This is a genomic window from Paenibacillus physcomitrellae (genome assembly GCF_002240225.1).
GTDB lineage: Bacteria > Bacillota > Bacilli > Paenibacillales > Paenibacillaceae > Fontibacillus > Fontibacillus physcomitrellae.
Genome location: NZ_CP022584.1, coordinates 3543642 through 3558393, shown reverse-complemented (window position 1 = coordinate 3558393; position 14752 = coordinate 3543642). Strand labels below are relative to the sequence as shown.

Genomic DNA, 14752 nt, shown 5'->3' with positions numbered 1-14752 from the left:
CTGACCCGTCTGATGGAGACTTCTAACTTGTCGGCCAAGCTGGGCAGAGCAATACCGTTTTTGCAACTGCGGGGGCAGACGGTTTAATAGCGGGTAAAAAGCTTCCGGAGGGAAAAAGTCGAATTTTTTATACGCCCACAAATGTAAGATAAAATTGAATGATAAGTTGATTATGTCAGGATTAGAATAGAAAGAAGTAACCCGACCAAGCTAACAACTGTGGCGGGTTACTTCTTTTTTCGATCAAAATAAAAAATCCTAAAAGATGACTAAGATAGTTATAAATGAATAATAATGATAATGGTTTACGTTATATTAATTAGGTTTAAAAAAATTTAAGTTAGTTAAACTTCGTATTGTAACTGCATTATAAAAAAGGTACACTTGGAGGTGAGGTGACATGAATATGGGAATCACTTTGGTGGAGAAAAATCAATTCAGCCGAAACGCTTCTGGAATTGCTGAGGAGTTAATTGAACGATTAAGCAGTTTTGACAACAGTATCTTGTTATTCAAGGTGCTGGCCCTGGCTTTAAAAAACAATGAGGAATTGGTCCAAAAGTTTGATGAATCGATTTTCGAGGATCCTAGTCAATTTCGAGAGCAATACTTGGCGTTGTTAGAGCACGCTCTATCGCAGGCTGTAGGCACATCCAAAGAAAACCGTCCGAGTCCATTACTTACCACTCCAATCAAAGAGTATACACCGAAAGAATTATCTAAATATTTTGGCGTTAGTGTGCCTACTATTTTTAAATGGATTGACCAAGGTCGTTTTGAAGGTGTACAAAGAGCTGGCTCCAATAAACACAATCATATTCCTGACTATACCATCTATACATACAGTTCCGGAGCCAAAGCAGCCGTTCGTGATATTATTGCATCCTGGGAGCATGAAGAGACCGAACGTCTCCGTCTAGTAAATGAAGAAGACGACTTAACTTACTACACTGCTCAAATCGCACAATTTGAATCTAAATATAACGGAGAATTCGAACGTACGCTCGGAACAAAAGAGCAGCTCACACCCGAAGAAGAAACCGACGCACAAGTTTGGAGGCATCTTCTCGGGAGGCAGAAACATGGCTTTAGAGATTCCAAGAAGTAACTTTCGTTTTATTGAGCGAAATTTCTCTGATCTCATCCTTGAAATCAGGGATGGTGTAGGAGGTATTCTCGGCGGAGTGAGGAGTATTAGAAAGACTATCGTCTTTCAGGACACTTCGAAATTATACTGTATCGAAGAGCTGGATTCGAATGGGGAGTTTATAGAGCTCTATTGGTATGATTGGTATGATCATGATAAAAGTCTTATTATGAAATTTCATGCTCACTATCATAAGGATGGAACTCCTCCTCAAATAACCATGTATGATCCTTTCCATATTCATCTGAGGAATCAAAGCCGCATCACTAATACTGCCCACCGAGAATTAGATTCGATACTTGAATTTATCCGCCTGCGACATCATTCAATGAAGAATTCATAAAGGAGTCCTTATAGAAAATAGAAGAATTCCTGCTAATTAAAGATATTAAAAGAATCAAAAAGCTCCCCCGGTCATCTTTATCCGGGGGAGCTTCTTTTATTCCATCGTCTTCTTCTAACCTGCCCATACAAACAAATTAACGTTTAATCCCTACCGTCACAATTTCGCAAGGACCAACCGGAAGGGTCAGGCTGCCGTCATTCGCAGGCTGGAGCGCTTCGCCCTGCTCCTCCAGAATGTTGCTCTTGTAGCCGGAGCCTTTCAATGGCTTGAAGGCAAAAGACAATTCCGCGCTGCTGCTGTCCATGTTGTACCAGCGGAACATCAGGTCGCCGGATTCCTCGCTCACTTTCAGCGAAGAGAAAGCCAGCTCCTGGCCGTTCCAGGCCAAAGGCGCATAGTCAGGCGTTACGCTGCCCGCATGCACGCCGGTTTGGGCTGCCGTCCAAGGAATCTGGAACTGGTACGCTTCGGCATAAGCGCCGGAACGAACGCCGTCGCCGTCATGCGGAATGACTTCCATGTGTACGGTATAGTCGCCGAGGCACTGCGCCTCCGGCGTTGGGAACAGGCCCCAGTCGCCAAGCTCGCCCGTAGCGCGAAGCAGCGTTACGGCAATCGTGTTGCGGCCGTCGCGCAGAACCTCGTATTCGTTAAGGCCCAGGTTGGCAACGGTAAGACCGGCGCCCGCTTCGCTGACATCTACAAAAGCCTGCTGGTGCTGCGTATTGCTTGGGTTTTCCCATTCTTCGGCAGGTACCGTATCCCGTTTGGCGATTTCAAACATGGAATCGACATGGTGAACGTTCGCCTGCAGGTCCGCCGGGAACAAAGCCCGCAGACGGTGATCCTTAGCCTGGTTGTTAAAGGAAGTTTCGATCGAAACGCCTTTGCCGTTTTTGCTCAAGGAAACAATCGTACGAATCGTAAAAGGAATCAGCTCTGTGGAGCGCTGCGCCTTGCGGTTCGGATACCAGATCAGCTCGCGCTGTTCCTGGTCCAGCTTCTCATCCGCGGACGCCGGGATCTCCCAATGATGCACGATTTCCACGGAAGCGCGGTAAGGCGTATCCTCGATCACGTTAATGTCGGCTTTCAAGCCGCGCGTGGTCAGCGCTTCTTCGCCGTCCGGCTGACGGAACATGTATTCGTTGCCGATGTCGCCGACATTCTCGTAAACGCCGAGATCGCGGTATACGCGGCCGGTTTGTTTGTCGGTCAAAGCGAAGGAGCCGTTGTCCGCAATCTCCACTTTAAGTTTGCCGTTCTCCAGTGTGCGGCTGTCCGCAAACAGAGAAGCTTTGGCAGATGCGGATGCAGATGCCGCTGCAGAGCTGCGTACCCAAGCAAACGTTTTAAGCCCGAGCGCAGGCACGTTAGCCGCTTCGAAGGTAAGGCGCACACGGCGGCAGCTGTAAGGCTGGCGGAATTTGTCGTCCGGCAGGTCGTAGCCGAACAGCAGGCCCAGGTCTTCCACTGTGCAAGGAATCACGTTGCCTTCGGCGTCGACCAGCACGCGGCCGGACAAATCGACGCTGCTCATGCGGCGGGTGGTTTCTTCCAGGCCAAGATTTTCACGGAAGTAAAGACGGGCAGCATCCACTTCAACGGAGATGACGCCGCTGCGGTCCCAGCCGGAGGTATTGAACGCTACCAAAGGCACCGGATCTTCGCCGTATTTGCTGAACACAGTCGTATCGACCGCATCCGCAATCGTCCGTTTGCTGTCGTCGATAATCGTTTCGGTCACGTGACGGCTCTTGTCGAAGCGGGTCACCATCTCGCGGTGCACCTCATCGACGCTGCAGCCGCAAATGCTGTCGTGCGGATGGTTTTGCATCAGCGTTTTCCAGGCATAAGTAAACGTATGATGCGGGTAAGGTTTACCGAGCAGGTCGGCCAGGGAGGCCAGCGGCTCGGCGACTTTTTCCAGCAGGGCTTGGCCCTTCTGGTTCATTTGTTTCAGGTAAATCCGCGCGGACGCGGTATTAACGAGTGTTCCCCAGCCGTCGGTGCGCTGGCTGCGCAGCTCGCCTCTAACGCTGGAAAGCTCGCGGTCGACTGCTTGTTCTACAGCGTTAATATAATCCGGGAAGTTGGAGTGGATGAACTCCACGTCCGGGTACAGCTTTTTCGCGGTTTCGATCGCTTCAGGCAGGTCCAGCTGCACCGGCTGGTGGTCAACGCCGTTCATGAACAGCAGCTCGCCGGTGGAGGCGTATTTCTCCGCGTCGGCCAGCTTGCGCTCCCAGTAAGCTTTCGCTTCCTGCTCGTCCACCGGTACCTCGTTGCCGTTGGAATACCAGTTCGCGAACAAAATGCCAAGCACCTTGGAGCCGTCCGGTCCTTCCCAGATCAATTCGGAGAACGAAGATTCATAGCCGCTGTCCGAAACCATGTTGTTGAAGCCGGTCGGCTTCACGCCGCGGCCAAAAAATACGTTGTTAATGCCGGACTGCTTCATCAGCTGCGGCGTTTGACCTGTCAGGCCGAACGTATCCGGATAATAGCCGACTTTAGCCGGTACGTCGTAACGTTTGGCGTCGTGGTGGCCCACCTGCATATTCCGGACATTCGCTTCGCTGCTGGTCAGGAACGCATCCTGCAAAATGTACCAAGGACCGATGATGATCCGGCCATCCTTGATATGTTTCTCCAGACGTTCGCGCTGCTCTGGCCGAACCTGAAGATAATCCTCCAGGATGATCGTTTGGCCGTCCATGTAAAAGCTTTTGAACTCGGTACCCGAGTCCAGTTTGTCCAGCAGGGAATCCACCAGGCTGATCAGCCGCATGTGGTGTTTCTCATAAGGTAAATACCATTCCCGGTCCCAGTGCGTATGGGAAATGATATGGGCTTTTTTCTTGCTCATAACTGCTCCTCCTCTATAGCAAAACTTCCAAAGCTGCTTGTTCCTATACTAACCCAACCGGTTCAGGGAACCAATTATAAGATTCCGACATAAGGGCCGCCCGGATGTCGCAGGGCTCCATGTTACAGGGCTCCATGTTACAGGCCCGTATCCCATCGGGGCGGCCGTTTGCCGGTTTATAGCTTACCTTTATCGAGTTAAAGCTTAGCCCTCGGTAGCAATGTTCACTTCTTCCGGCCGGTAGACGGCTGTAATCCGGCCTTCAACGTCGGTTGCAAACAATACGCTGCGGTCGCTCTCCAGCGTGAAGCTGTAGATCTTGCCAGTCGCCGCGTCTTTGATCTTCACGTCGGCGTCCCAGCCGAACTCGGAGACAAAGACGAACAGGCCGCCGTTTGCAAACGTAAGCTTGCGTCCGTACACGCCCGGCAGATCGCCGGCAGACAGCCATTCCATATCGCGCTCCACGTCCGCTACCTCGGCCGCATAGCGGTACAGCTCGGCGATCGGTTCATTTCGTCCGTTCAGCTCCAGCGGCAGCGGGCTCCAGATCAGACGACCTTTGCCGAGCGGCAGGTCCATCACGCGGTCCACGCGTTTGCTGGCGGCATCGGCGGAAGCGGCGGCAAGGCTTTCCTTCGCCACTTCGGCGATACGGCGGTGCCCGTAGGAGACCGGCAGCATTTTGCCGCCGAAGCCGAGCATTTCCTCGCGGCGGACGTTGCCCAGCACGCGTTCGCCCAGCAGGGCGTCGGCGCGGTCCGTCGGACGCCAGTAAGCATCCAGACCCAGCGGACCCGTGACGAGAAGCGTGGCGCCCGAGTCGCGGACAATGTCCAGCAGGCGTTCCAGCGCCGCGCTGTCCAGGTTATGCGCGCTTGGCAGCAGGATCAGCTTCGGCGGATTAGCAGCCAGATCGTCCAGATGGTATTCGGACGCCCCGCGGCTTGCCAGCTTCAAATCATAAGTCAAAATCCGGATCGTACGGGTCGTGGCTTCAAACGCCAGCTTCCGGTTGGAGAAGTCGTTTGAATACGGGAAAACCACCGCAATCTCTTCGAGCTCGCGGTCCGTGAACAAATCGCGGGCTGCGGCGATAAACCGTCCGAAATCATAAGAAACATCCGCTTCCGGTTTCTCCGTTCCATCCGCGCGCAGGGCACCGATGTGGGATTCGTTGGCGTTATCCATATAGAAGTTGGTGTTCCAGATCCAATGGATAGCGCCTGCTCCGCCTGTGGAGAAAGCATAAGCATATTTGCGCTCCAGAATGTTCCGCAGCTCCGCTTCCGACCGTTTTGCACGGCCGTCCGGCGTTTCCACGTACATGATGCCGGTCTCCTGAATCAGGTTCGGTTTGTTTGGCGTCTTCGCGAACACGCCGTCCCAAACGAGATAATCGTTCAGCCACCAGGAGTGAACCGTCGTATAGTCAACCGCTTCCTCATAGAAAAACGGTGACGGACGCTGCGCGCCAAGCGCTTCGTCCTGCCCGACGACCACCAGATGCTCCGGACACAGGTCTTTAATAGTCGCCACAAGCTGCTTGGCCCACACATTGTGCATCTCCATGGAGAACAGGCAATAGTCCAGCCAGCGTGTTCCCTTCTTGGCCCGGTGCATATCCTGCACGTCGAAGTTGATCTCCTCCGGCTCCGGAATCGTTACGGACGCGAAGTCCGGCAGCTGCTTCGGCGACATGTTCCAGGCCGCCTGCAGGTCTTCGATCCGGATGTGACGCCGCTCCAGCCATTTCACGAAAGCTTCGCGCTCAAACGGATCGCGCGCGGAACGCGGGCCGTCCGAGAAGATGCGCGGCGGATCGAACATCGACGGTTCGTTGATCAAATCCCAATCCACATGCGTCGTTGCCGTATGACGGCTGACGATGGCGCGGATAAACCGCTTTTGCGCTTCCACACTTTGCGGATCGAGGTAGGGGTTAACCCCTTCCCACGTTTCAGGCGTGAAGGAGAAGAAAGTAAACGTTACTTGAAGGCCGTGGCGTTTCGCCGTCAGGAAGAAAGCGTCGATCGCCCGCAGCACTTCCTCCGACACATGGCCGTCTACCTGCATGATATTGCGGTAAGCCGTCCAGACGCCGGTCCGGATCCAGTTGATGCCGGCTTTCGCCATTTGGGCCATATCGCGGTCCCAAACGTCAACGTTCGGCAGGAACAGGAATTTCCGGGCTACGTCCGAGGTCATATAAGTCATGCCGACAACCGGCAGCGGCCGGCCGTCCTTCACAAAATAGTCCCGGCTGCGCGTAATCGGCGTGCCTTCGGCCAGCAGAGCATCATCGCGGCCCCAGAAGCCCTGGCGCAGCACGCGTACTTCGCCGTCCGGCCCTTCGGCGCGGAGCTCGGCATGGTACAGGCCGGCACGGATAGCCAGCGGCACCGGCAGGCGTACAAAATTCTGCTCGCCGGTCACGGAGGCCTGGAAGCTGTGGCTCCAGCCTTCCGCCTCTGCGCTGCCTTCACCTTCAGCTCCGCTCTCCGGCCGTACGCTCAGCTCGAAGCTCCACAGCTCCGGCGCCGCCTTGCGCTCATTGCCGCGCTGCAAAATTTGCGTCTGCAATGTCAGCGTAACCGGCTCGCCCGGCGCATAGGAAGCATAATTCGGCTTCAAGCTCAGCTCGGTTACGCCTTTGGCACAGAACGCCGCCAAGCCGGCCAGCTTCTCCGCTCCGCCCTGCTTCCAGAAGGAGGCGGTCAGCGGCAGGCCGATGAACATCCAGCGCGAGCCCGCGAAGGTAACCCGCGAGTTCTCCCACAAAATGACCGGAGCGGCGACTTCGCGCCCTTCCGAGCTGATCCCTTTGAGCAGCGGATAAATCTGCGTGCTCATCGGGCCTGCGGAGCCCATTTGCTCCGGCAGATCGCTGCTGCGCGTCGTATGCGGAACCAGGTTCCAGCTGTCCGCCGCTTCAAACAGGGACTCGGACCCTGCCAGAACGGGCACCGTGTCCAAGGCTTTCAAAGCCGTGATCTTGGAGCCGTCCACCGGCAGCGCCTCATGAATATACAGCTCCTGATGGTAAGCCGTTTGCGGCTGCTCGGCTGCCCACTGCCCCTGCTCCTTGCGGACAGGCTGCTTAAACGGCGCGCCGCCCGCGTTGATCAGGCTTCCGCCTCTGTGCAGGAAAGCTGCGATCTCCGTCCAGGCCGCTTTCGGAAAATACGGCGCATGCAGGTTCACGAAACATCCGTTATCCAATCCGCGCAGCGCTTCAGCCAAACCTTCGGCCGTAACCGTGCGCACGCCCTCAAAAGCGTCAAAAGCTCCCTGAGCCGGCAGGGAGCCGGCTGCAGGAAACTCTGCATCAAACAAAATGACGATATTCCGGTTCATGCTCATAGCAAACCGTCCTTCATCGCTTTATAGACAAGCTGGGAGAACAAGCTGTTCGACCAGGCAAACCATTTTCTCGTAAAAATCGTCGGATCGTCCGCATGGAAACCTTCATGCATAAAGCCGGTGTCCGCATCGGTCGCTTCGAGCATCGCGATCATTTGCAGCTTCTCTTCCGCCGTTTGCGCCGTAATGCCCTGCATGGAAAGCGCCATATGCCAGATGTAATCCTCCGGCGTATGCGGGCTGCCGATGCCTTTGGCTACTTTGCCTTCGTAGTAGAACGGATTCTCTTTGCTCAGCGCAAAACGTCTTGTATTTTGATAAATCGGATCATCAGCCGTCGTGTATCCAAGGTAAGGGATAGACATCAGGCCCGGCGTTCCGGCGTCATCCATCAGGCAGTAGTTGCCAAAACCGTCGGTTTCGTAAGCATAAATCGGCCCGAATTCCGGATGACGGTAAATCCCGTACAGCTGAATGCCGTAGTTGACTTCGATTTCAAGCTCTTTAAGCTCAGCCAGCAGATCCATGTCGCGGAACACCCACTCGGCAAATTCCTGCATCTGGCGCAAAGCTACGACCGCAAACATATTGCCCGGTACGTTATAGTGGAAATCGCACGCATCATCGCTGGAACGGAAGCCCGACCAGATCATGCCCGTATAGTTGACCGGCATCCCGAGACCGTTGTTGCGCAAGGAATCGGTCAGAATACCGTTGTTGCGCGTAAAGCGGTACGGGGATTTCTCAAAGTGATGCTGCTCGGTTTTGAACAGATCGACAATCGTACGGATCGCTTTCTTGAAGTTCGCGTCAAAAATATCCGTCAGCTCGGTTTCTTTCCAATACTGGTAAGCCAGACGGACCACAAAACACAGCGAGTCGATTTCGAATTTGCGCTCCCACACCCATGGGGACATGTCCGTCACGTCCGTCGTGTTCCAGTGCCAGTCGTTGGCCGATTCGTTAAACGCATTGGCGTAAGGGTCGATCAGGACGTAATTCACATGGCGTTTGATCAGGCCGCTGATAATGCGCTGCAGGTCTTTGTCCTCTTTGGCAAAAGGCACATAATGAATGACCTGCTCGACGGAGTCGCGCAGCCAGGAAGCCGGGATATCGCCTGTGATAACGAAAGTGGTGCCGTCTTCCATCAATTTTGTAGTCGTTTCTAGCGTGTTCGGAAAACAGTTCTTAAACAGTTGAAGCAGCTTGGGCCGGTGGGCCAGCTTCTCTTCCGCTTCGCGGATCACTTCCTGGATGGCCTGCGGCAGTTCGAGCTTAGGCATCGGGATTTTAGGCAGTCTGAATTGTTCCAAGTGAATTACGCTCCTTTGCTTTTGAAAAAGTTGTAAAAATGAGGGAAGGACCAGCCTTCGCCGGCCTCCTCCGTTTCTGGGCTTGCTTATTTCATAGCTTATCTCGCGGCTTAAGCTTATACCTCTATCTTGCTCTCTATTTCCTTGCACGATTTACAATCGATTCTAATGCTCTATGCTTCGTGCTACTTCAGCAGCACGGTTTTGATTTCATAAGGGGCAAAAGAAAGCGAAAGCTTCCCTTTCTCCGTTTGCAATTCCTCCAGCTGCTCTTCCAGAGCGTTGGACAGGTAGACTTTGGCGTTACCGGAAGCCAGCGGCCCTTGCAGACTGATCTGCTCGCGTCCGCCGGAAGATTCGTAGAAACGCAGGATCGTGCCGTTTCCGTCTTCCGCCGCTTTCACCGTATCCAGCACCACATGGGAGCTTTCGTAATCAATCAGCGATCCGGCGGACGGACGGGAACCAGCCTTACCGGCTTCAAGCCGAAGCACAGGCATTTCCAGGTTCAGCTCGGCGGCATGGCGGACAATATGGCTGGTACGCCAGTCGCCCTCATGCGGAAGCAGCGAATACGTAAAGTCATGCTCCCCAAGGTCGGCCTGGACGTCCGGCCATTTCGGCGCGCGCAGCAGGGACAAACGAATCGTGCTGCCCTGCACGTCATAACCGTATTTGCAGTCGTTCAGCAGGGAGACGCCGTAGCCGAATTCAGAGACGTCGACGAAGCGGTGTCCGCAAACCTCGTATTGCGCCTGCTCCCAGCTCGTGTTCCGGTGCGTCACGCGTTCAAGCGATCCGAAGGGAATTTCGTAGGTGGCTTTTTCGGTCAGCACCTCTACCGGGAAACCAACCTTCAGCAGCTTGTGCGCTTCGTTCCAGCTGACATGCGTTTTGAAGTCGATCCGGCGGTTCTGATGGTAAAAGATAACGTCCTGCGAAATCTCGGAATTTCCGATTTTCCAGCGGAAACGGAGCACGTCTTTCGTCTGCCCCGCCAGCACAAGCCGCTTCTCCAGCAGCTCGGCTTCGCCGGCCCGCTGCTTCTCGTAGCGGGTGTCGATATCCCAGGCGTCCCAGAGCGTCGGACGGTCGTGGAAGAAATGGAACCGGTTCGCCGCTTCGCCCGGCTTGACGATTTCGCGTCCGGCCTGTTTGTCGAACAGGCTTACGATTTCGCCGCGCTCGTTAAAGCGTACGGAATAGAAATCCGTTTCCCACGTATCGTTCAGCTCGGAAGAACGTGCGGCCTTAGCAGAATTGCTAGCCGGCTTCGCGGAAGTGGAAGCCTCCGCAGCCGCAACCCCAGCCTTCACCCAAAAAGTTTTGTAGCCGAAGGCCGGCACTTCCGGCACGTAGACGGTCAAGCCGCCTTCCTCACGGTCTGCTTCAAGCGGCTGGCCGGATTCGTCGCAAACAGCATAACCGGACGCGTCAGTGGCTTCCAGCTCTGCAAGCTCAACGCGGACCGCCGCGCTGCGGCACCAGCCGAAGCTGTTGAACACCGCGTAAGGCGTGCCTTCAGGCTGCCTGGACGTGTCGATGCCGGAAGCGAGGGCCGTAAGGCCTTCCTGCAGACCGGCCTGCCCTTTTTCAAAAACTTCCGCGTATTCCTTATCCGAAGTCTCGTAAGACTCGGTGATCGCAGAGCCAGGAATAATATCATGGAACTGGTTCAGCAAAATCAGCTTCCAGCCCTCATGCAGGCTGGTCAAAGCCTGCTCGCGGCTGCCGCCGTCCTGTACCGGACGAGCCAGCTCGTTCCACAGCTCCGCTTCGCGGTACAGCACCTCGGCTTTACGGTTGCTGCGCTTGTTGCGGGCATGCGTGGTGTACGTACCGCGGTGCAGCTCCAGATACAAGTCGCCGTGCCAGGCCGGCAGCTCCGGATTCGCCGCGCTGATGCCTTCAAAGAACTGCTTGGCCGTGCTGTAGCGGCTGGCCGGCTGGCCGACCATCAGCTCGGAACGGTCCAGGTATTCCAGCATCTCGCGAGTGACCCCGCCGCCGCCGTCGCCGTGTCCGTAGAGCAGCATCTGCTCGTTGTGGACGGCTTTTTCCCGGTAGGACTGCCAGTGGTCGCGAATATCCTTCGGCGTAGTATGTTCATTAACTCCGTGATTCAGGTAAGACAGCAGCGGCGTGCCGTCGATGCCTACCCAATGGAACAAGTCGTAAGGGAACACGTTCGTGTCGTTCCAGCCCAGCTTGGTGGTCATGAAATAATCCACTTTGCCGTGCTTCAGAATTTGCGGCAGGGACGCGCAGTAGCCGAACGTATCCGGCAGCCACTCGATGTTCGACGTTTGGCCGAACTCCTGCTGGTAGAAACGCTGGCCGTACAACATCTGCCGGATCAGCGATTCGCCGCTCGGCAGGTTGAGGTCGGGTTCGACCCACATGCCGCCGACCAGCTCCCAGCGCCCTTCCGCAATCCGTTTCTTCACCCGTTCGAACAGCTCGGGGTCGTTCTCTTTCAGGAAAGCGAACAGCAGCGGCTGGCTTTGGGAATACCGGTATTCCGGATATTCGTCCATCAGCCGGTCCACGGTCGAGAAGGTGCGGCTCGTCTTGCGGACCGTCTCGCGCACCGGCCACAGCCAGGCGATGTCGATATGCGACTGTCCGACCATATGCTCAAGACCCTCGGCATTGCCGCCTACCTCTTGAACCTCCTGCTTCAGCTTCTCTTCTATTTCAGCAACCGCTGCGCCTTCGCGCACGGCTGATTCATCCAAATTCACGAACCGGTCCATCGCCCGGTACAGCGCCTCTTTCAGGCGGACGCCGCGGAAATCGTCTGCGGACAGCAGGACGAGGGAATCGCGGACCACCGTGGCGGTATACATCAAGCTCCGCACAGCCTGGTTAGGCCGTACAAGCAGGCTTGTGACCGAGGTAATCGGCGGCTGAATAACGGCCTGCCGGTTCAGCGGATCCACGGGCTCGGGCACCGGATCAAACAGCTCGATCTCCAGCTCGGGAGCTTCACCCACTTTAGCGGGATCAAGCGTCACATAAGTGTGATTGCGGTCCAGTCCCTGGAAGGACGCGCCGTTAACGCGGAGCAGTCCTTCCCCTCCGGAAGCAAACACAAGGCCGTAAGGCTCCGTCCGCCATTCGGCCGGAACCTCCAGGGTTGTTCTGAAGAAATAGGTTGTACCCTGCTTGCTCGGGAAAAAGTCCAGTCCCTCTCCTTCCGGATAAGGCGCAAAGTTCTCATATTCTCCCGGCAGCTTGTAATACGATTTCGTAATACTCCAGCTGCGAAGCTCCTGTTGCTCCAGCCACTGGCGGTCTGCCAGCTCGCGGATAAAACGTCTGATACGTTCCATTATTCAGCCTCCCGAACGGTTAGCTCGCAGCTAACCGTGTCATTTACGTGTCTTCCGACATGGATGCGGAATTGTCCAGGTTCAACCTCCGGCTTCAGATTGCGGCCGATATACTGCAGCTGCTCTGCCCCGATCTCAAAGCTCACCGTCTTGGTTTCGCCGGGCTCCAGAGCCACTTTGGCAAAACCTTTCAGTTCCATGAAAGGACGGCTGACGGCGCTGACGGCATCGGAGATGTACAGCTGCACGACTTCCGAACCGGCCATGTCTCCCGTATTGGTCACATCCACGGTGACAAGCACGGATTCTTCCGCCGTCATGGAGGTCCGGCTGATCCGCAGGTTGCCATAAGCAAAGGTGGTGTAGCTCAGTCCGTATCCGAACGGATAACGCGGTTTGGAGTCCTCCTCCAAATACCGTTTGCCGCGGGAACGTTTGCCGTTATAATAAACCGGCAGCTGGCCCACATGCTTCGGAATGGAGACCGTCAGACGACCGGACGGGTTGACGTCGCCGAATAAAACGCGGGCAATCGCATGTCCGCCCTCCTGTCCCGGATACCAGGCTTCCAGAATAGCGTCTGCATGCTCGTCTACCCAAGGCTCGGCAATCGGACGGCCGTTGATATAAACCACAATCAGTCGTTTGCCAAGCTTGCGGATCTCCTGCATGAGCTCCAGCTGGACGCCTGCCAGGCCAAGTGTCATGCGGTCGATGCCTTCGCCGCACTCCATATCGTTCCAGGAGTCGTCCGTCACTTTGGACGCCCCGGTCTTCAGGTCGATGGTGCCTTCACCAAAGTCGCGGGCGCTTGAGCCGCCCATGACCAGAATGACCGTTTCCGCTTCTTCGGCACAGGCCAGAGCGGTCTCAAAGCCTTCTCTGGAATCGCCTTTAATCCGGCATCCCGGCGCATATAACACGTGTCTATTTTCATTCTGCAATCTGGCCTGAATTCCTTTTAAAACGGTAGCAACTTTTTCGGAAGGCTGCGGCGAGGTGTAATCGCCGAGCTGGTTATAACCTTGATCGGCGTTGGGGCCGATCACAGCAATTTTGCCGCTGCCGGGGGCAAGCGGCAAAGTTTGATTTTCATTTTTCAAAAGAATAATGCCTTCCTCCGCCAGCCGCTGTGCCAAAGCTTTATGCTCTGCACTGCCGATCACCTGCTCGGCCCGCTGCGGATCGGCGTAAGGCTTCTCGAACAAACCTAATTTGAATTTAAGAGTCAGCACACGAAGCACGGCGCGGTCCAGCACTTCTTCCGCCAGCTTGCCTTCGCGGGCTGCCTGAAGCAGATAGCTGCCGAACATGGCGCCGGACATTTCCATGTCGATGCCCGCTTCAATCGCCTGGATGGACGCGTCCATCCCGTCTTCGGCCACATCGTGGCCCGCAGCAAGCATGTCGATTGCGCCGCAGTCGGTGATGACCATGCCGTCAAAGCCCCACTGCTTGCGAAGCACGCCGTCCAGCAGCTCGGCATTAACCGTACACGGTACGCCGTCAATTTCGTTGTAAGCCGGCATGATGGAAGCCGCTCCGGCCTCCACAGCCTTCTTGAACGGGTAGAGGTCCACCTCGAGCAGCTCGCGCCAGCCCATGTGAACCGGACCGGCGTTGCGTCCGCCCTCCGAGCTGCCGTAGCCGACGAAATGCTTCAGCGTCGCAGCTACGCTGCTTTCGCTGTCCAGGCTTTCGCCCTGCAGCCCCTGAACGGAAGCTGCCGCAAATTCGCCGATCAGATAAGGATCTTCGGCGAAACATTCCTCTGTCCGTCCCCAGCGGGGGTCACGGACGACATCGAGCACCGGCGAATAAGTGACCGCGCCGCCTTGCGCGCGGGTCTCCGCCGCAACAGCCCGGCACATCTCGCGGTACAAGTCCACGTTCCACGTGCTGCCGAGCAGCAGCGGAACCGGGAATACCGTACCATCGATGGCCATATGCCCGTGCGAGCATTCCTCCCCTATCAGGATCGGAATGCCTAAACGGGAATTTTCAACCGCATAGCGTTGAATTTGGTTAACGGCTTCGGCCCCTTCTTTGGCCGACAAGCCGTTCTCCAGCGTAACGCCGGTCCACGGGTCGGCGCGCAGCACCCCGTACAGGGAGCCGACGCCGCCATTTTTGACCTGCTCTTTAAAATCTTCGGTGAGCGTAACGGTACCGCCCCGGTTCTCGTAAGTCTGCCAGCCGAAAGGCTGGACAAGCTGTCCAACCTTTTCTTCCACGTTCATCAGACTTAGCAGATGCTCCGCCCGCTCTGCAGCGGGCAAAGCAGCATCTTTGTATTTCAGCATGCGTAGCCTCCTCCTCCCGATTTCTCTCTATGGTGAAGCTGTTGGCGGCTAATCATTTATAAAATGATTCTGG

The 14752-nt window shown here is 55.6% G+C and carries 7 protein-coding genes; 2 read left to right on the top strand and 5 right to left on the bottom strand.

From position 1 onward, the window contains the following. Nucleotides 1-400 precede the first annotated feature (400 nt). Together CBE73_RS15960 and CBE73_RS15955 are read left to right on the top strand one after the other, a co-directional pair. Nucleotides 401-1108 (top strand): helix-turn-helix domain-containing protein, encoded by a 708-nt coding sequence (locus tag CBE73_RS15960; RefSeq protein WP_094095064.1) that lies wholly within the window; start codon nt 401-403, stop codon nt 1106-1108. Beyond that, a complete protein-coding gene (locus CBE73_RS15955; protein WP_094095063.1) occupies nt 1083-1490 on the top strand; it encodes a toxin-antitoxin system TumE family protein in 408 nt (135 codons plus the stop codon). Before CBE73_RS15960 ends, CBE73_RS15955 begins: the two co-directional genes overlap by 26 nt. Before the next feature lie 136 nt (nt 1491-1626). On the opposite strand, the gene CBE73_RS15950 is transcribed toward CBE73_RS15955, so the two are convergent. The 5 genes from CBE73_RS15950 to CBE73_RS15930 form a co-directional block, all read right to left on the bottom strand. Beyond that, the gene (locus tag CBE73_RS15950) at nt 1627-4362 is read right to left on the bottom strand and encodes an alpha-mannosidase (RefSeq protein ID WP_094095062.1); all 2736 of its coding nucleotides are present in this window, start codon (nt 4360-4362) and stop codon (nt 1627-1629) included. A gap of 204 nt (nt 4363-4566) precedes the next feature. Further along, on the bottom strand, nt 4567-7719 hold the full coding sequence (locus CBE73_RS15945; RefSeq protein WP_174704819.1) for a beta-galactosidase: 3153 nt from the start codon (nt 7717-7719) through the stop codon (nt 4567-4569). 2 nt (nt 7720-7721) lie between these two features. Beyond that, complete coding sequence (locus CBE73_RS15940; RefSeq protein ID WP_094095060.1) at nt 7722-9041, bottom strand: glycoside hydrolase family 125 protein; 1320 nt, start codon at nt 9039-9041, stop codon at nt 7722-7724. 185 nt (nt 9042-9226) lie between these two features. Then, complete coding sequence (locus CBE73_RS15935; protein ID WP_094095059.1) at nt 9227-12376, bottom strand: alpha-mannosidase; 3150 nt, start codon at nt 12374-12376, stop codon at nt 9227-9229. Continuing rightward, nucleotides 12376-14679 (bottom strand): glycoside hydrolase family 3 N-terminal domain-containing protein, encoded by a 2304-nt coding sequence (locus CBE73_RS15930; protein ID WP_094095058.1) that lies wholly within the window; start codon nt 14677-14679, stop codon nt 12376-12378. The genes CBE73_RS15935 and CBE73_RS15930 overlap by 1 nt, the downstream gene beginning before the upstream one ends. Nucleotides 14680-14752: the final 73 nt, after the last annotated feature.